This window comes from Hyphomonas sp. (assembly GCF_013823385.1).
Taxonomy (GTDB): domain Bacteria; phylum Pseudomonadota; class Alphaproteobacteria; order Caulobacterales; family Hyphomonadaceae; genus Hyphomonas.
On the sequence record NZ_PNMA01000026.1, the window covers coordinates 41,248 to 56,573 of the forward strand.

The 15,326-nt window shown below is 63.9% G+C and carries 20 protein-coding genes; 9 read left to right on the forward strand and 11 right to left on the reverse strand.

Annotated features, from left to right (window positions below):
• Window position 1: 1 nt before the first annotated feature.
• Complete coding sequence (locus C0456_RS14520) at window positions 2–331, reverse strand: type II toxin-antitoxin system RelE/ParE family toxin (protein ID WP_291053560.1); 330 nt, start codon at window positions 329–331, stop codon at window positions 2–4.
• On the reverse strand, window positions 331–588 hold the full coding sequence (locus C0456_RS14525) for a type II toxin-antitoxin system ParD family antitoxin (protein ID WP_291053563.1): 258 nt from the start codon (window positions 586–588) through the stop codon (window positions 331–333). The genes C0456_RS14520 and C0456_RS14525 overlap by 1 nt, the downstream gene beginning before the upstream one ends.
• A 101-nt stretch (window positions 589–689) precedes the next feature.
• On the opposite strand from C0456_RS14525, the gene dut reads away from it, so the two are divergent.
• The 3 genes from dut to C0456_RS14540 all read left to right on the forward strand — a co-directional run bounded on the left by dut (window position 690) and on the right by C0456_RS14540 (window position 1,761).
• A complete protein-coding gene (gene dut / locus C0456_RS14530; protein ID WP_291053566.1) occupies window positions 690–1,145 on the forward strand; it encodes a dUTP diphosphatase in 456 nt (151 codons plus the stop codon).
• A gap of 110 nt (window positions 1,146–1,255) precedes the next feature.
• Window positions 1,256–1,456, forward strand: coding sequence for a hypothetical protein (locus C0456_RS14535; protein WP_291053568.1), 201 nt, complete (start codon window positions 1,256–1,258; stop codon window positions 1,454–1,456).
• A 74-nt stretch (window positions 1,457–1,530) separates the two neighbouring features.
• Window positions 1,531–1,761: a hypothetical protein gene (locus C0456_RS14540; RefSeq protein WP_291053571.1), complete on the forward strand. Its 231-nt coding sequence runs from the start codon at window positions 1,531–1,533 to the stop codon at window positions 1,759–1,761.
• A 12-nt stretch (window positions 1,762–1,773) separates the two neighbouring features.
• Here the strand turns inward: C0456_RS14540 and C0456_RS14545 are convergent, their stop codons facing one another.
• The 5 genes from C0456_RS14545 to C0456_RS14565 all read right to left on the reverse strand — a co-directional run bounded on the left by C0456_RS14545 (window position 1,774) and on the right by C0456_RS14565 (window position 6,316).
• On the reverse strand, window positions 1,774–3,111 hold the full coding sequence (locus C0456_RS14545) for an AAA family ATPase (protein WP_291053573.1): 1,338 nt from the start codon (window positions 3,109–3,111) through the stop codon (window positions 1,774–1,776).
• A 4-nt stretch (window positions 3,112–3,115) separates the two neighbouring features.
• On the reverse strand, window positions 3,116–3,535 hold the full coding sequence (locus tag C0456_RS14550; protein ID WP_291053576.1) for a GNAT family N-acetyltransferase: 420 nt from the start codon (window positions 3,533–3,535) through the stop codon (window positions 3,116–3,118).
• Window positions 3,536–3,709: 174 nt separating this feature from the next.
• Complete coding sequence (gene lpdA, locus C0456_RS14555; RefSeq protein WP_291053579.1) at window positions 3,710–5,113, reverse strand: dihydrolipoyl dehydrogenase; 1,404 nt, start codon at window positions 5,111–5,113, stop codon at window positions 3,710–3,712.
• A 93-nt stretch (window positions 5,114–5,206) separates the two neighbouring features.
• Window positions 5,207–5,569, reverse strand: a complete 363-nt coding sequence (locus tag C0456_RS14560; RefSeq protein WP_291053581.1) for a hypothetical protein — start codon at window positions 5,567–5,569, stop codon at window positions 5,207–5,209.
• Window positions 5,570–5,656: 87 nt separating this feature from the next.
• Entirely contained in the window at window positions 5,657–6,316 is a 660-nt protein-coding gene (locus C0456_RS14565; RefSeq protein WP_291053582.1) for a hypothetical protein, read from the reverse strand.
• Window positions 6,317–6,455: 139 nt separating this feature from the next.
• Here C0456_RS14565 and C0456_RS14570 point away from each other — a divergent pair, with 139 nt between their 5' ends.
• Both C0456_RS14570 and C0456_RS14575 read left to right on the forward strand, forming a co-directional pair.
• Complete coding sequence (locus C0456_RS14570; protein ID WP_291053585.1) at window positions 6,456–7,229, forward strand: SDR family oxidoreductase; 774 nt, start codon at window positions 6,456–6,458, stop codon at window positions 7,227–7,229.
• A 146-nt stretch (window positions 7,230–7,375) separates the two neighbouring features.
• Window positions 7,376–8,101 (forward strand): hypothetical protein, encoded by a 726-nt coding sequence (locus tag C0456_RS14575; protein ID WP_291053588.1) that lies wholly within the window; start codon window positions 7,376–7,378, stop codon window positions 8,099–8,101.
• On the opposite strand, the gene C0456_RS14580 is transcribed toward C0456_RS14575, so the two are convergent.
• Together C0456_RS14580 and C0456_RS14585 are read right to left on the reverse strand one after the other, a co-directional pair.
• On the reverse strand, window positions 8,098–9,342 hold the full coding sequence (locus C0456_RS14580; protein WP_291053590.1) for an MFS transporter: 1,245 nt from the start codon (window positions 9,340–9,342) through the stop codon (window positions 8,098–8,100). The genes C0456_RS14575 and C0456_RS14580 overlap by 4 nt on opposite strands.
• A 325-nt stretch (window positions 9,343–9,667) precedes the next feature.
• Complete coding sequence (locus C0456_RS14585; protein ID WP_291053593.1) at window positions 9,668–12,580, reverse strand: DNA methyltransferase; 2,913 nt, start codon at window positions 12,578–12,580, stop codon at window positions 9,668–9,670.
• A gap of 149 nt (window positions 12,581–12,729) precedes the next feature.
• Here C0456_RS14585 and C0456_RS14590 point away from each other — a divergent pair, with 149 nt between their 5' ends.
• The 4 genes from C0456_RS14590 to C0456_RS14605 are packed head-to-tail and all read left to right on the forward strand — an operon-like array spanning window position 12,730 to window position 14,451.
• Window positions 12,730–13,023 (forward strand): YggT family protein, encoded by a 294-nt coding sequence (locus C0456_RS14590; RefSeq protein ID WP_291053596.1) that lies wholly within the window; start codon window positions 12,730–12,732, stop codon window positions 13,021–13,023.
• A gap of 9 nt (window positions 13,024–13,032) precedes the next feature.
• Window positions 13,033–13,338, forward strand: a complete 306-nt coding sequence (locus C0456_RS14595) for a DUF167 family protein (RefSeq protein ID WP_291053599.1) — start codon at window positions 13,033–13,035, stop codon at window positions 13,336–13,338.
• Window positions 13,319–14,206 (forward strand): bifunctional methylenetetrahydrofolate dehydrogenase/methenyltetrahydrofolate cyclohydrolase FolD, encoded by an 888-nt coding sequence (gene folD, locus C0456_RS14600; RefSeq protein WP_291053601.1) that lies wholly within the window; start codon window positions 13,319–13,321, stop codon window positions 14,204–14,206. The genes C0456_RS14595 and folD overlap by 20 nt, the downstream gene beginning before the upstream one ends.
• On the forward strand, window positions 14,203–14,451 hold the full coding sequence (locus tag C0456_RS14605) for an HNH endonuclease signature motif containing protein (protein ID WP_291053604.1): 249 nt from the start codon (window positions 14,203–14,205) through the stop codon (window positions 14,449–14,451). The genes folD and C0456_RS14605 overlap by 4 nt, the downstream gene beginning before the upstream one ends.
• A gap of 13 nt (window positions 14,452–14,464) precedes the next feature.
• On the opposite strand, the gene C0456_RS14610 is transcribed toward C0456_RS14605, so the two are convergent.
• Together C0456_RS14610 and C0456_RS14615 are read right to left on the reverse strand one after the other, a co-directional pair.
• Window positions 14,465–14,599 carry a hypothetical protein gene (locus tag C0456_RS14610; RefSeq protein WP_291053606.1) on the reverse strand — a complete coding sequence of 45 codons (135 nt, stop codon included), beginning with the start codon at window positions 14,597–14,599 and terminating at the stop codon, window positions 14,465–14,467.
• 292 nt (window positions 14,600–14,891) lie between these two features.
• The gene (locus C0456_RS14615; RefSeq protein ID WP_291053608.1) at window positions 14,892–15,080 is read right to left on the reverse strand and encodes a hypothetical protein; all 189 of its coding nucleotides are present in this window, start codon (window positions 15,078–15,080) and stop codon (window positions 14,892–14,894) included.
• Between the last annotated feature and the right edge of the window lie 246 nt (window positions 15,081–15,326).

Here is a 15,326-nt window from a genome sequence, read left to right on the forward strand (position 1 = left end):
CTTAGTCTTTCTCTCCCAGCTCAGACAGACGGCGCGGCAGGTCGGTGCGGGTGTGCAGGAAATCAAGGATGATCACCTGCGCATCGTCTTGAATGAACACGATGAAATGCTGGCCGCACCGGGCAAAGCGCAGATCTTCTGGCAAGCCGGGATCAATCAGGCGGCGGCAATCCTGAGTGTGCGCCCTGCCTGAGGCGATGTCCCGGCAGCTGGCAATAAGGTCTTCCTCATAGGCTGCTGCCTGCCTTGGCCCGAAGGTCTCATGGGTCCAGTGGGCAATCTCTATCAATGCCTTTTCGGCCCGCCGCGTCAGGCGCCACGGCCGGTCCATCAACGCTGCTTGCGCGCGCTGGCAAAGGCCCGGCGAATGGCCGCCTCGCCGCTGCCCTCGGCAAGTTCGCCCCGCCGGGCTTCCTCCAGGCTGAGGGTCAGGCGGGCGCGCAGCGCCTCATTCTCGCTTTCCTCGCGTTCAAGCAAACGCAGGCCTGCCCGGAGTGCTTCGGAGGCATTCTGATACCGGCCAGAGGAGATCAGACGATCAATCATTTCAGACTGGGCATCAGTGAGGACAACATTTCGAGTGGCCATGCGCGCCTCCTTTGGCTGTTGGCAATATATGCCATAACGGCGCCGGCGTCAAAAGCCGCGCCCGCTTGACTCCGCGCCAGAGTCTCCCCACGCCTCGGCCCATGACCGATGTGACCGTTCAAGTGCTGCCGCTGCCCCATTTTGCCGGGCTTGATCTTCCTGCTTACGAGACGGCGGGTTCTGCCGGCATGGATGTCCGCGCCGCCGTGCCGGACCGCGAGCCGATGCTGCTCGCACCCGGCCAGCGCGCCATGGTGCCGACAGGGCTCTCCGTCGCCATTCCCGAGGGTTACGAAATCCAGGTCCGCCCGCGCTCGGGCCTTGCGGTCAAGCATGGCCTCACCTGCCTCAACACCCCCGGCACGATCGACTCTGACTATCGCGGCGAGATCAAGGTCATCCTGATCAATCTGGGCGCAGAGCCCTTCACCATCCAGCGCGGCGAGCGCATCGCCCAGCTGGTGCTGGCGCCGGTTACGCGCCTTGCCTGGGCGCAGGTGGAGCAGCTCGGTGAGACCGCGCGCGGGGCAGGCGGCTTCGGCTCCACCGGCCGCTAGGACGGCGGCAAAATTCCTGATCAAAAAAATCTGGCCCACTGCGATCAATTTTTCTTGAACGGCGGGTCATCCCCCCCCACATATTGAATATCAATAAGGAGGGAGTGGTTATGGCTGCTGCATTTTACTTCTTCATCGGCGCGCTGGTTTTCTGGTTGGCATTCCGGTCCGGCGCCCGGCGCGCCGCGCAGACACGCCCGGACCCGCGCGAGGCGGACATCGAGCGGCTGAACGCCCGCGTCCGCACGCTGGAGCAGATCATTACCGACCGTGACTGGCGCCTGCGCCGGGATATCGATGGTCTGGGGTGACCCCCTGGCCAAGGCTGGCCGGGACATTCGTCCCACGTTATACCTACCCAATCCGCGCAGATAGGAGGCGCCTTATGGACCCGTTTAGCATGGTTGTTGCCATCGTCGCGATCAGTGTCGGCGCCGGTATCCTGAACACCTGGATCAAGGCCCGGGCGCACGCCCCGGCCGATATGGCCAGCCAATCCGAACTCGCCGCGATGCGCGCCGATGTCGAGAAGCTGAAAGACCGCGTCCGCGTTCTGGAAAAGATCGTGACCGATCAGGAGCGCCAGCTGTCTGAAGAAATCCGCCGCCTCGCCTGAGATGGGCGGGCGCTACAGCAGCGCGCCCTCATCCTTGCGGAACTTTGCCAGAAGGTAGGCGGGCGTCTCGTCGATCTTTTCCAGATCTCCGAAGGCAAAGGCGTCCCGGTCCAGTACAAGGTCGCGCGGGCGCAAGGGGCGGGAGATTTCCAGCCCCTCCAGCGTGCGCGCGCGGGAGAAGGCCACATAGGCCTGTCCGTGGGCGAACATTCCGGAATCAAAGTCGATGAACACCTTGTCCAGGGTCAGGCCCTGCGCCTTGTGGATGGTCACGGCATAGGCAAGACGCAGCGGCATCTGCTTAAAGGTGCCGACCACTTCGCGCTTCACCTTCTTGGTGTCCATCTCGAAATCGTAGCGGTATTTCTCCCACGCCACGGGGTCGATCTCATAGGCCCGCCCGTCGATCTCGACGATCACCGAGCGAGAGCCAAACCCTGCGACATGGGCGAGTGTGCCGTTCACCCAGCGCCCTTCGGGATCGTTGCGGATCATCATCACCCGCGCGCCCACGCGCAGCTCCAGGTCGAGTTCGGTGGGATAACTCTTCTCGTCAAACTGGCCCTGAACGGTCGCGGCAAACACCTTGCGTTCGCCCTTGAGGCTCGCCAGCCGGCTCTGATTGATGCGGAAGGCATTGGCATTGTTGGGGGTGAGCACAACATGCGTATCGGACGCATCCGCCGCCGACCGCCCGGAGACGAGCCGCTGCAGCACCGCCTCATCGGCCGGCGTCACGCGCCCCGTGCGCAGCGCGCCGAGCAGGGCGAGGAAGCGCGGCTCGGCCTGGCGGAACACATGTTTCAGCGCCAGAAGCGAAAACTCCGCCTCCCGGAAGGCCGGGGCGTTGAAGAAGTAGGAGCCGCCAAACCGCTCTGCCAGGATCGGCCCCTCATCGGCAGAAACCACCGGCGGCAGCTGGTGCAGGTCGCCTGACAGGATCATCCGTGCCCCGCCAAACGGGCGTTTGGAGCCGCGATTGAGCTTCAGGCTGCGGTCGATGGCGTCCAGCATGTCGGCGCGCACCATGGAGATTTCGTCGATCACCACGGTCTCCACCGCCCGCACAACGCGCGCATTCGGCAGGCGGCGCACATCCTGCGGCTCCACGAGGCGCGGGGGCAGCTTGAAGAAGGAATGGATCGTCTGCCCGCCGGCATTCATCGCGGCGACGCCCGTGGGCGCGAGCACAACGGCCTTGTCGCCGGCTTCGGCGAGGAATTTGCGCAGCAGCGTGGTCTTGCCGGTGCCCGCGCGGCCGGTGAGGAACAGGTTGCCCTGCGCGCCTGCGCCCCGCGCCACCCATTCGGCAGGCGCGGCATAGACCGTATCCGGGGTGGCGGGTGTCATCCCCTCAGGGGCCGACCAGGCGCATCTGGCGCGCCCGTCCTGCCCCGCCGGTGCTGGCCACAACCTGCCAGCCAAGCGCCTCATAGGCGCGGCGGGCCGTCAGGTTTTCAGAATCGACGTCCAGGCTCAGCGCGCCGGTCGCCTCGATCCGCGCCACTTCCAGCAGGCCGCGGGCCACGCCGCAGAAGCGCCAGTCGCGGTCCACGAACAGATGGTCGACATAATCTGTCGGCACCTGCAGTGTCAGAAAGCCGATGATGCCGGCATTGGGCTCCTCGGCCACCCAGGCGGGCTGGGTTTCCAGCGCCCGGCGCAAGGCAAGGTGTTGCCCCCGGTGGCGCTCGCGCCAGGGCATGTCCGTCAGGCAGTCCGTGAAGATGTCACGGCATTCGGGGATGTCCGCTGTTTCCAGCGGCCTGATCATCCATCCGGCTCCGAAGTGAGTATACATCGCGCCAAATTAGGAGGGCAAAGCGCCCCCGTCCAGCAGTGACGCGCGGTAAAACTCAGTCCGGGCTGCACTGTGTCCGTTTCAGCGCACCCGCAGCGGAGGCGGGAAGGGGGCTGAGCGGTAGGGCCGGAGCCGCTACCGGCTCCCTCACATCTGCATCGTCCAGCCTTCGACGCCCATCGCCGCCTGGCGGACGGCTTCGGAAAGCGTCGGGTGGGCATGGCTGGTGCGGGCAATGTCTTCAGACGCTGCGCCAAATTCCATAGCCACGACGACCTCGGCAATCATCTCGCCCACGCCGACGCCGATCATGTGCGCGCCAAGGATCCGGTCTGTGTCTTTTTCCGCGAGGATCTTCACGAAACCCACGGTCTCATGGTTTGTCCGGGCACGGGAGTTTGCCATGAAGGGGAACTTGCCCTTCTTGTAGTCGATGCCGGCGGCTTTGAGTTCTTCCTCATTCTTGCCGACCCAGGCGATCTCGGGGCTGGTATAGACCACGCTCGGCACGAGGTCATAGTTCACATGGCCAGCCTTGCCCGCGATCAGCTCGGCCACCGCTGTGCCGTCATCCTCGGCCTTGTGGGCCAGCATCGGGCCGGGGATACAGTCGCCCACCGCCCAGACGCCATCGGCCACCTTGAAGTGATCGGTCACTTCGATCACGCCGCGCTTGTCGGTCTTGCCGCCAATGTTTTCAAGGCCGAGGCCTTCCGTATACGGCTTGCGGCCGATCGCGACGATCACCACGTCGGCGTCCAGCGTTTCGGCCGCGCCGCCTTTTGCAGGTTCAACGGCGACTTTCAGCTTGGTCTTGGTCTTCTCGATCCCGGTCACCTTGGTGCCGAGCTTGAAGGAGAGGCCCTGCTTCTTGAAGGTGCGCTCGGCTTCCTTGGCGACTTCGGCGTCGGCCGGCGGCAGGATGCGGTCAAGATATTCCACCACCGTGACTTCCGAGCCAAGCCGGGCCCAGACAGAGCCCATCTCGAGGCCAATCACACCCGCCCCGATCAGCACGAGTTTCTTCGGCACAGCCTTGAGGCTGAGCGCGCCGGTATTGGAGACAATGCGTTCTTCGTCGATGTCGATGCCGGGCAGGGTGGCCGGCTCTGAGCCGGTGGCGATGACGATGTTCTTCGTTTCCAGCACGCGGGTGCCGCCCTCTGCCAGGGCCACTTCCACCTTGCCCTTGCCGAGGATCTTGCCCTTGCCCTTGATGTATTCGGCCTTGTTTTTCTTCAGCAGGAATTCAACGCCCTTGGTCAGGCCTTCCACCGCTTCGTCCTTCTGGCCCATCATCTGCGCCAGATCGAGTTCGACCTTGCCGGTCTTGATGCCGAGGCTGGCAAACTCGTTCTGGGCGGCGCTGAAGAGGTGAGAGGCGTGCAGCAGCGCCTTGGACGGAATGCAGCCGACATTCAGGCAGGTGCCGCCGAGGGTGCCGCGCATCTCGATACAGGCAACCTTGAGGCCAAGCTGGCCGGCGCGGATGGCGCAATTGTAGCCGCCGGGGCCGCCGCCGATGATGACGACGTCATAGGTGTCTGCCATGGGAATATTTTCCTTTGAGAAGGCTGGTGCGAATCTGGCGCCAACCTAGGCATTCTTGCCCCGAAATCAATCTGCAAAGGCCGGATACTGGACCTAGCTTCTGCGGATAAACAGCAGAATGCCCGTCAGCACGATCATTGCGGCCGCGCCAAGAACTTCGTCGAGCCAGATGCTGATGTCCGCTCCGGCCAGCACGAAGGCGGCCGCCAGGCCTGTGAACAGAAGAGTACCGATCAGCGCCACCACCGCGCCGAAGCGCACATTCGCCGCCGCCAGCAGGCCGCCGAGGACGGCGATGCCCGCCGCCAGGAAGCGCCAGCCATTGAGAAGATCAATCGCCTGGGCCAGCGGACTGCCGCGCGAGGTCATCAGCAATACCCCCTCCAGCCCCTGCCAGAGCAGCCAGCCGGAAACAGCAGCGAGCGCCAGGCCCGCGATACGGCGAATTGTCAGCATGTCTTGCCTCCCCACGGGCATGTCGTTGCCGGGAAGGGTAGGGCGAAGCGGGCGGGACTGCAACGGGCCTGCGGGGGCCCCGCGCGCCTAGCCTTCGTCTTCCTCGTCGAGGTCCAGTTGGCCGCGGCGGCGGGCGATGGCTTCGGCGCGGCGCTGTTTCTTGCGGCGGGCCTGGGCGATGAACATCGCGCGCTGGCGCTGTACCACGACATCGGCGACGAATACCGGCGGGCGTTTGCGCGGGGGCGCGGCGGCAACGGCTGCGGCCTGATAGACGGCGGGCGGAGGCGCCGCTTCCAGCATCTCGCGCTCCTCGGCGAGTTCCTCGGGCGAGCGGTAGCGCAGTTCCCACACCGCGATCAGCAGCAGCGCGGCGGCAGCGGCGAGCCCTGCCATCGCGCCTTCGCCCGCGCTCGGGTTCAGCCACCATTCGGGATCGAAATGTACGAGGAAGATCGTCGGGATCGAGGCGGCCATGCCCATGATGTACCAGAGCACGGCGCCGGGCTTGCGCGCAGCAATCGTTGCGGCAGCGGCATAATAGCAGACAGCGGCCAAGAGATAGGCCCCGCCATGGGCAATGCCGAGCTTGCGCCAGTCCACCGCTTTGAGGCCGCCGGCCACATCATCGGTGACGATCCAGCCCATCACCATCACGATGGAGGGCCAGCGCACGGCGGTCATCGCGCCGAACGCAAAGGCGATCGCTAGGGCGGTCAGCAGCAGGGAAATGAGGCGCCGTGGCATTCCGCCCGCATAGCACGGGTAAGGTAAGCCCCCGCTGAACGGATCGTTTGAAATTTCACCGATCCGGCAAAGGCCGGGCTTGGCGAGCGGGGAATGGGGCTGCTAGGGCTGGAGCCAGCAAAAATCAGGAGGAAATTCAATGGGCCGCGTTTCAGGTAAAATGGCACTCATCACCGGCGGGGCCCAGGGCCTCGGCGAAGCCACCGCGCGCATGTTCGCCCGCGAAGGCGCCAAGGTCACGGTGACCGACATCAATGGCGCGGGCGCCGAGAAGGTCGCCGCCTCGATCAACGAAGCCCATGGGGCGGGCACGGCCTTCGCCTTCCAGCATGACGTGACCAGCGAGGAGCAGTGGAAAGACATCGCCCAGAAAGCCCATGACGCGATGGGCGGCCTGAATGTGCTCGTCAACAATGCCGGCATCGGCGGGCTCGGCTCGGTCGAGGACGAAACCTATGAGCGCTTCAAGAAGGTGCAGGCGGTGGACGTGGATTCCATCTTCCTGGGGTGCAAATACTCCATCCCGCTGATGCGCGCGCATGGGCTCGGCTCCATCGTCAACATCTCCTCCATTGCCGGCATCATCGCCAGCGCCAATTATGTTTCCTACAACACGGCCAAGGCGGCGGTGCGCCACATCTCCAAATCCATCGCGCTGCACCTGGCCAAGACCGGCGGCCAGATCCGCTGCAACTCCGTGCACCCCGTATTCATCAACACGCCGATCCTCGATGGCATCAAGGAGATGTTCGGTGAGGAGAAGGGGCTTGAGAAGCTCGCCCGGCAGGTGCCGCTCGGCAAGGTGGGGGAGCCCGACGATATCGCCTATGCCGTGCTTTATCTCGCCTCCGACGAGTCCAAGCTCGTCACCGGCGCGGAACTGAAAGTCGATGGCGGCATCAGCGCGATGTAACCGTTCCTGGCTTCCCGGACGCGGCAAGGCCGCGATCCGGGGCCGTCTTTCCAAAACCCCTGGCCGGCCCATAGACAGCCCCGGCCAAATCACCCGAAGAGGAACCCTCATACCGGCTCGCGCGTTGGCGCTTCAGGAGGGGTTCCATGAAGAAATCTGGTCTCTGTCTCGCCGCTCTGTTTCTGGCCGCCTGCGCCAATCCGCCGGAGGAGGGCGCGGCGAAATCCGCCGCCGCTGCCATCGATGCGCCAGCCAGCTGCGCCCCGCCCTCAAGCTTTGGCGGCTACCTCTTCTGGATGGAGCCACCCGCCCTGCCGCCGGGCGCCAGCCTTGTGCTTCAGCCCTGGTTCACGACGCGGCCCGGCATGATCGAGCCTGTGCCCGCCGCCTGCCTTGAGGGCGTCGCCCTGGCCGGGCCCGCCACGCTGGAGGCAGATGGGCGCACCGTGAAGATCAACGCAGACGCCGCCCCCGGCGCGGCGGTGCAGGTTGAGGGCAGGGTGGGGGCAGCAAGCCTGACCGGCCGCATTCTCGTCTATCTGCCGGAGGCCCAGCCGCTGGTGGGCAAGTGGGCGCAGCCCGAGGACACCTGCGCGGAGGCGGGCGCCGAGCCCGTCCGGGAACTGATCTTCCATCCGGACGGCACCTTCTCCCTCACCTGGACCCCGTTCGAGATCTACAAGGATTACTGGGGCACCTACACCTTTGAAGCGGGCGTGCTGACGCTGATCCCCGATGGCGGCAACCATATTCCGGGCGATGCCAGCCTCTCGGGCAGGGTGGAAGTGGATAGCGGCGCGCTGCAGCTTGCGCCGGCGGTCTTCGGCTCTCCGCCGCGGAGCCGTGCCTGCGCGGCGCCGTTCGCGCGCTAGCCCTGCGAGACCGGGCGGCGCGCCGTGACCAGCATGGCATAGACGGCGAGCGACCCGACCAGCAGGGCGGATGCGATCAGCGGCAGGGCGTGATTGAGCTGGTAAAGCCCCGCGCCGATCAGCGGCCCGAAGATGAACCCTGCTGGCGGCGCGGCCGACATCAGCGCGGCCGCCGCCCCCTGTTCCTCCCGGCCGACCGAAAGACTGCCCAGCGCATTGGCCGACGGGATGGCGAGGGCCGAGCCTGCCCCGATCAGCAGGAAGGCGGCGCAGAGGATGGGGAAGGCGTGGAACACGTCTGCCGCGATATAGCCGACCGCCACCATGGCGAGGCCGACCCACAGCACCTTGCGCGGATCCGGCCGCCGCCGCGAGATATAGCCGAACTGAACGGCAATGGTGGAAACCGCCATGCAGGAGAACACGATGCCGGTATAGAGCACCGCCGTCTGGCCCACGGCGGCGGGGTCATCCCCGGCGAGGGCGTAGCGGTCCTCGATGAACCAGCCGAGCGTCTGCTGAACCATCCCCACACCGATGAAATAGGAGACGAGGAACATGAGGTGGGGGCGCACGCGGGCATCGAACATCGACAGCGGCCTGGGGCGCACGGCATTGCGGGGCCGCTTCACGGTGCGGGGCAGGGAGACGCCGAGCAGGATGCCGATCAGGATACAGAAGACGATCGTGCCCCAGAGCGGGGCGAGCGCGCCGAAGGGGGCGAGCGCGGCGGCGCCGGCGGGCCCGAGGATCGAGCCGATGCTCATGCCCGCGCCAAGCATGCCGAGCCCGGCGGCCCGGTCATGCGTGGTGGTGGCATCCGTCATCGCCGCCATCGAGGCGGGCTGCAGGCCGGGGGTGAGCAGGCCAAACCAGAGGCGCACGAAGATCAGCGTCAGCATCAGGGACGTGCCGGTGATCACCCCGGCGAGGCCGGCCTCCAGCGTGAAGAGGAACGCCATGTTGGTGACGCCCATGGCGATCAGGGAGAACACCATCACCCGCTTGCGGCCGACCCGGTCTGCGATGCGGCCCCAGCGGGGGATCATCACGGCATAGAGCAGGGTGGAGAGGGTGAGGATCGCGGCGACCTCCACCTCGCCGAGGCCCGCCTTGCGCGTCAGCGGGGCGACCACCACGAAATTGATGCTCATGCCCGCGCCCATGGCAATGGTCGCCAGCATCAGCATGCCCCGCTGGAAGGCGGTCAGCGGATGCAGCGGCGTTTCGGTATCTGCCATGTCGTGGATCTTTCCCCCGCCTTGTTTTGACATACGCTATGTCGCCCCCCGCCGGTTGCCAAACCCTTTCCTTGGGGCAGGGGGAATTGTGCCCCCCGCCATCTACCCTCACCCTTCGTCACACTCGATGGCCAAAGGCCATCTGAGTGCCCATCTCCCGCTCTGTCCCCAAAAGCAGCGGCTGTGGGAAAGCGCCGGCCGCAAAGAAGATGGGCACTCAGATGCGCTCACGCGCATCGAGTGTGACGAACGCTGGAGACGTCTGATCCCGAATGCGGTGTCATCCCGGAAAGCGCAAAGCGCTTATCCGGGGCCTTCTATCGGCTCACCCCTGCGCGGCGGCGCGGGCCTGGTTCAGTTCGAACAGGCGTTTGAGGATTTCCTCATCAGTGAGTAGGCCCGCCTCAAAATCCGCCCCCCAGCCATAGGCGGCGGCCACCGCCCGGTCGAGGTCGCGATGGGCATGATCCAGCCAGGCGGGGCGCTCATTGTAAAGGTTGGTCAGCGTGCGTTTCTTGAGGATGTCGGCGGCCCGCTCGTCCACGGGCAGGATACGGTCAGGGTATCCGGGCACCACTTCGGGCACGCGCGTCACAAGGTCTGCCGGGTTCAGCCAGTTTTCGCGCAGCGTGTTCAGCCGCTCGGCCGCCGCCGCAATCGCCTGCGCGCGCGGATCACCGGCATAGTCCGCCGCCGGAATATTGGGGGTGAGGCCCTCGGGGAAGGGGAAGGTTAGATAAACAAAAGAGGCATTATATCGACGCTGATTGCCCGCGCCTATTCGGTTCCCGAAGTACGTACACCAAGTTTCATGGAAATAGCTTTGCAGAATGCCGAACCCGACCATTCCTGCATAGGGGAATGCATAGAGACTTTTATCTGGAACAGTACTGGAGGGTAGGAAACGGAAGACACGATGTTCTGTAGTTTCTGCAGTCGCTAGATATTCGCCTACTGAGGATATAGATTTTCTCATACCGGGACGCGAACGATGCGGTTCCCACCACGCTGCATTCTGACCGGGAGTGGATTTCCGGTAAGCGGGAAAATCAACAAATTCGCCATTTCGAAAAGGGTCGTAAGCTGCTTGTCGTAAATACTCAAAGGGCTTTTCGAACAGGCTCGCAGCCGCTTCACCAAGCCCCGCCGGGTAGTCAATCAGAAATTCCTCGGTAGGGCGTCCGACTATATCGTCCGTAGACACATAAGCAGACAGTATCCCTGAGTTCAGTCGACCATTGGGGTTGACTGGTGAGCGCATCCATTCCTCTGCAGTAGCTCTTTTTACGCTGAGGGGACCACTTAGTTGTACCCCGATGAATACAGATCCGATGTTCTCGGCTAACCGGGCCACGCGAGTTGTGTTCAGACCAGAAGTTAGGTTTGGATTTATTCTTGCGACAGCGTTGCCGTTTAGCTGCGAATTAGAAAGCGTGGATTGCTCTGCACCAAAGCAAACCAGCGATACACGAACGGCCGCTCCGTTTACAGTCCATGGCTCATTCTGCCATGCGTTGAATATCTTAGTGCTTGAGCTTAGCCGGACAAGAACAGGTAAATTGACATTCTTGGCAATTGCCTTGGTTGCAACGAGTCCACAGCGGATCGTGCTACCGTTCGCAACCATTGCTCGAGATTTCTCAAACCAATAACATACCAAATCTGAAAATGCCGAAATGCGGTCGCCGTAAACTTTGCGAATTGTATCGGTGATCTCGTTGCCGAGAACACCCTTCATGCTTTTTCCGCCTAGAAATGGGGGGTTGCCAACAATTGCGTCTGCGACAGGCCATGTTGCTTCGACCCAGTCTGACGATGCCTCATCGAAATGTATCAGAGCATCCCGGCACTCAATATTGTTCAGGGACTTGAGGATCGGGTCGCGGCTGGCTTCAAAGCCGTTGGCGCGCATCCACTGGATTTCGCCGATCCAGATAGAAACCCGCGCCAGCTCGGCCGCATACGGATTGATCTCGATGCCCTTGACTGCTTCGGGCCCCACGCGCGGAAAGCCGCGCGGCAGGCCCAGCGCCTCGGCCTCCACATTGGCCTTGTGCTCAATATCCTTCAACGCCTTGAGTGAGAGATAAAGGAAATTTCCCGAGCCGCAGGCCGGGTCCAGCACGCGGAAATTGGCGAGCTTTTCGATGAAGTCGCTATGCGCCTTCACGGCCCGGTTATAGGCCTGCGTCTGCGCGCCGGGGGATTTTGCCGCGCGGGACTTTTCCATATCCTCGGCAATCCTTGCCTTCACCTGCGCCCATTCGGCCTCCAGCGGATCGATGATCACGGGGCGGACGATCATCAGGATCTTGTCCCGGTCGGTATAATGCGCGCCAAGCTGGGAGCGTTTGGAGGGGTCGAGCCCCCGCTCAAACAGCGTGCCGAGAATGGAGGGGTCAATATCGGCCCAGTTGAGCTTGGCCGCTGCCACGGCGGCCTCCACATCGTCGCGCGTCAGGGGCAGGGCATCGGCCGAATCGAAGAGGCCGCCATTGAACCAGGGAATATCGTCGAGGCCAAACTCGCCGCCCGTCTGCATCGCCGCGAAGAGGTCTGAGAGGTATTTCTGCGCCCGGTCCGGCTCGCGCAGGGAGCGCTCCATCGCCTTCTGGAACAGCTTGTTGGGCAGAAGGTCCACATCCTCGGCAAACATGCAGAAGACGAGCCGGTTGACGAAATGCGCCACCTCTTCGGGCCCATGCCCCCGCGCCCGCAGGCGGTGGGCCAGGGCCGTAAACCGGTCGGCCGCGTCGCGCGTCAGGTCGTCCCGCGTCTTCTTCGGCTTCAGGGCCTCGGGGCTGAGGAAACAGTGGCGCAAGAGGTCGCGCTTGCCCGCGTCCAGCAGGTCGTTCAGCTCGACGGTGTGCGTCTCGCTGACCGAATTGGTCCAGTTGGTGCGGATGATGATCCGCTTGGTGTCGGAGACGATCAGCAGGGGCGGGTTTTCCAGCGCCACGGCATAGCGCTGAAGCTGGGCATGGGCCGCGTCCAGATTGGCCTTGGGGCCCTTATACTCCCAGCCGAAACAGCCCTTCTTCCAGACATCGGCAAAGCCATTGCCGCCGGTCGATTTGGTGGCGCCCTTTTCAAAGCAATAGGTGTCGCCCACCGCGTCGGCATCGGTTGGGGTGGGCACGTCCAGAAGATGGCAGAGGTCCACGAAATGGGATTGCGCCGCGGCGCTTTCCTTCAGTTCGGATTTTTCCCATTTGCGGATGAAATCAGATGGCTGCATGAAACCCCCAGTTATCCTGAACTGCTTACCAGATAGATGCTGCTGCGGAACCCCCGGCGGATAGGGACGCGGCATCCCTGCGCTTGCTTCGGGGGGCGGGTCCCCCTAAGTCTCGGGCGAAGCAGTGCATTCTCACGGAGACGGGTCCGATGGCCGCCATACTCGACGTCATTCTGGTGATCCTCAACATCATCACCTGGATCATCATCATCCAGGCGATCCTGTCCTGGCTGATCACCTTCAACGTCATCAGCCTCAGCAATCCCACCGTCCGGTCGATCTGGTCGGGGCTGGAGCGGATGACCGAGCCGGTCTACCGCCCGATCCGCAACCTGCTGCCGCCGATGCAGGGGCTGGACCTGACGCCGCTGATCGTGCTGCTGATCATCTTCTTCGTGCGCCAGCTGATCGCGCGCTATGCCTATGGCCTCGTGCCGTTCTGATCTGGCCGGATGCGCCACCGCCTGACCGTGCGGGTCCAGCCCAAGGCCTCGATTGAGGGCCTTGATGGCTGGGCGGCGGACGAGGCCGGGCGGCCTTTCCTGAAGCTGCGCGTGCGCGCCCTTCCGGCGGAAGGGGCGGCGAATGCGGCCGTCGAAGCGCTTGTGGCAAAAGCGCTCGGCCTGCCGAAGTCTGCCGTGAAGGTGGTGACGGGCGGCAAGAACCGCCTTAAAGGCCTCGACATCGAAGGGCCAGAAGCGCTCGCGGCCCGGATCAGCGAACTGGCAGGTGGCAGCGATGGCAGCAGTAAAGATTGATGGCACGGGCGTGGCAGCAGATGTGCGGTCTGCCGTGGCCGCCGCCGTTTCCACCCTTCCCGGAACGCCGTGCCTGGCGGTCGTGCTGGTCGGCGAAGACCCGGCCAGCGAGGTCTATGTCCGCAACAAGGTGAAGATGACCGAGGCCGCCGGCATGGTGTCCCTCCACCACCGCCTGCCGGCCACAGCCACGCAAGGCGAGGTGGAAGCCCTGATCGAACGCCTGAACGCGGACCCGGAAGTGGACGGCATCCTCTTGCAGCTGCCGCTGCCCAAGGGGCTCGACGCGGACGCGGCGATTGAGAAGATCGATCCGGACAAGGATGTGGACGGACTGACGGAAGTGTCTGCCGGGCGGCTCAGCCTCGGCAAGCCGGGGCTTCGGCCGTGCACGCCGGTAGGGTCTGTGATCCTGGCGAAGCGGGCGCTCGGGGACGATCTTTCGGGGAAGAATGTGGTTGTGATCGGCCGCTCGATCCTGGTGGGCAAGCCTGCCGCGCTCCTGTTCCTGGCGGAGAATTGCACGGTTACCATCGCCCACAGCAAGACCGCAGACCTCGCCGAAGTGTGCCGGGGCGCGGACATTCTGGTGCCCGCCGTCGGCCGGCCGGAGATGGTGCGCGGCGACTGGGTGAAGCCGGGCGCGGCGATCATTGATGTGGGCATCAACCGTGTGCCCGCGCCCGAGAAGGGCGAGGGCAAGACCCGGCTGGTGGGCGACGCGCATTATGACAGCTGCGCGGAGGTCGCCGGGTTCATCACGCCGGTGCCGGGCGGGGTGGGGCCGATGACGATTGCCTGCCTCCTGCGCAACACCGTGCTGGCGGCCTGCGCGCGGCGCGGCTGGGCGGTGCCTGCCGGGCTGTGAGCCAGAGCGCTGCCCCGCCAGAGACGGCGCAGTTCAAGGCGCTGTGGGAGAAGCAGGGCGGGCTGTGCGCCCTTTGTGGCCAGCCGATGCCGCGCCACCGGTTTGAGGTGGCCCATGCCACGCTCTGGAAGAAACAGCGGCCGGGCTTTGATCACATCCTGGCGAAGGCGCGCGGCGGATCGGACCGGCCGGAGAACCTGCAGCTGGCGCATGCCGAATGTAACTGGAAGAAGGGGCGGGGATAGGGCCTGAGCAGGATCAGGCGGACATGCCCTCGTTCTCGGGGCGGTCGATGCCCTCCCGGTCGCGCAGGAGCGCGGCATCCAGCTCGCCCGCATCAATCTCAATGAACAGGTGCTTGCCCGTCCTCCCTGGAGGGGAATGCATGATCATGGTGGTGCAGACCGTCCGGAAGGCAACAAAGGAGTTGCTGTCGAGGGATTCTTCCTCGGTTTCGATCGTGTAACTTCCCGCCGGCCACTGCCGCTCGATACTGTCGAGGCTGAACGGGCGGCTAAAAGTGACAAGCCTTTTGGAGATGCGGTTCGTCAGATCACGTTATCCTTATGCTGATGGTGTGGGGCGCAGCGGCCCAATGCGATAAACCGCATCCAGCCCTGTGGGGCCGGAAGCGGTTTACAGACACCTTCAGGCACGGAGCTTCATGCCGTGAAGGGGTGCCGTCTTACTTGTTGTCGCTGCTGGCGCCGGGCGCGCCGGGCTGCTTCTCGCGCGATCCGGGCGCCTGGTGGCTGCGCTCAGCCTCGGCGGCTTGCTTCTGCTGCTCGGTCGCAGGCGGGTTGCCCTTGTTGGGAGCGATCTGGTTGTTGGATTGATTGTGTTTTTTCTGGTCGGCCATGATGTTGGCTTTCATTACCACGGAAGGATTATTCCGTTGAATACATGTGGCCCTCAAAATATAAATTACACCCAGCCGCTCATGAATAAATAAACATGTCAGATAAATATCTAATTATAACTGAGTGTGCTTGATTTTTATTTATTTTTCATCCGATTTATTCTGAACCTTTACAGGGGCGCGCGTTGCGCCGGGCTGGAGGCACGCTGCGGGGCTGGGTTTTTGCCGCGCGCGGCCCCACCCCGCCATTCGGGCAATCGC

What these genes read in the sequence shown, in the direction of transcription:
- C0456_RS14520 (WP_291053560.1), bottom strand. Translation starts at nt 331, where the DNA reads ATGGACCGGCCGTGGCGCCTGACGCGGCGGGCCGAAAAGGCATTGATA.
- C0456_RS14560 (WP_291053581.1), bottom strand. Translation starts at nt 5,569, where the DNA reads ATGCTGACAATTCGCCGTATCGCGGGCCTGGCGCTCGCTGCTGTTTCC.
- dut (WP_291053566.1), top strand. Translation starts at nt 690, where the DNA reads ATGACCGATGTGACCGTTCAAGTGCTGCCGCTGCCCCATTTTGCCGGG.
- C0456_RS14550 (WP_291053576.1), bottom strand. Translation starts at nt 3,535, where the DNA reads ATGATCAGGCCGCTGGAAACAGCGGACATCCCCGAATGCCGTGACATC.
- C0456_RS14585 (WP_291053593.1), bottom strand. Translation starts at nt 12,580, where the DNA reads ATGCAGCCATCTGATTTCATCCGCAAATGGGAAAAATCCGAACTGAAG.
- C0456_RS14540 (WP_291053571.1), top strand. Translation starts at nt 1,531, where the DNA reads ATGGACCCGTTTAGCATGGTTGTTGCCATCGTCGCGATCAGTGTCGGC.
- C0456_RS14570 (WP_291053585.1), top strand. Translation starts at nt 6,456, where the DNA reads ATGGGCCGCGTTTCAGGTAAAATGGCACTCATCACCGGCGGGGCCCAG.
- C0456_RS14575 (WP_291053588.1), top strand. Translation starts at nt 7,376, where the DNA reads ATGAAGAAATCTGGTCTCTGTCTCGCCGCTCTGTTTCTGGCCGCCTGC.
- C0456_RS14610 (WP_291053606.1), bottom strand. Translation starts at nt 14,599, where the DNA reads ATGATCATGCATTCCCCTCCAGGGAGGACGGGCAAGCACCTGTTCATT.
- C0456_RS14595 (WP_291053599.1), top strand. Translation starts at nt 13,033, where the DNA reads ATGCGCCACCGCCTGACCGTGCGGGTCCAGCCCAAGGCCTCGATTGAG.
- C0456_RS14565 (WP_291053582.1), bottom strand. Translation starts at nt 6,316, where the DNA reads ATGCCACGGCGCCTCATTTCCCTGCTGCTGACCGCCCTAGCGATCGCC.
- folD (WP_291053601.1), top strand. Translation starts at nt 13,319, where the DNA reads ATGGCAGCAGTAAAGATTGATGGCACGGGCGTGGCAGCAGATGTGCGG.
- lpdA (WP_291053579.1), bottom strand. Translation starts at nt 5,113, where the DNA reads ATGGCAGACACCTATGACGTCGTCATCATCGGCGGCGGCCCCGGCGGC.
- C0456_RS14535 (WP_291053568.1), top strand. Translation starts at nt 1,256, where the DNA reads ATGGCTGCTGCATTTTACTTCTTCATCGGCGCGCTGGTTTTCTGGTTG.
- C0456_RS14545 (WP_291053573.1), bottom strand. Translation starts at nt 3,111, where the DNA reads ATGACACCCGCCACCCCGGATACGGTCTATGCCGCGCCTGCCGAATGG.
- C0456_RS14590 (WP_291053596.1), top strand. Translation starts at nt 12,730, where the DNA reads ATGGCCGCCATACTCGACGTCATTCTGGTGATCCTCAACATCATCACC.
- C0456_RS14615 (WP_291053608.1), bottom strand. Translation starts at nt 15,080, where the DNA reads ATGAAAGCCAACATCATGGCCGACCAGAAAAAACACAATCAATCCAAC.
- C0456_RS14580 (WP_291053590.1), bottom strand. Translation starts at nt 9,342, where the DNA reads ATGGCAGATACCGAAACGCCGCTGCATCCGCTGACCGCCTTCCAGCGG.
- C0456_RS14525 (WP_291053563.1), bottom strand. Translation starts at nt 588, where the DNA reads ATGGCCACTCGAAATGTTGTCCTCACTGATGCCCAGTCTGAAATGATT.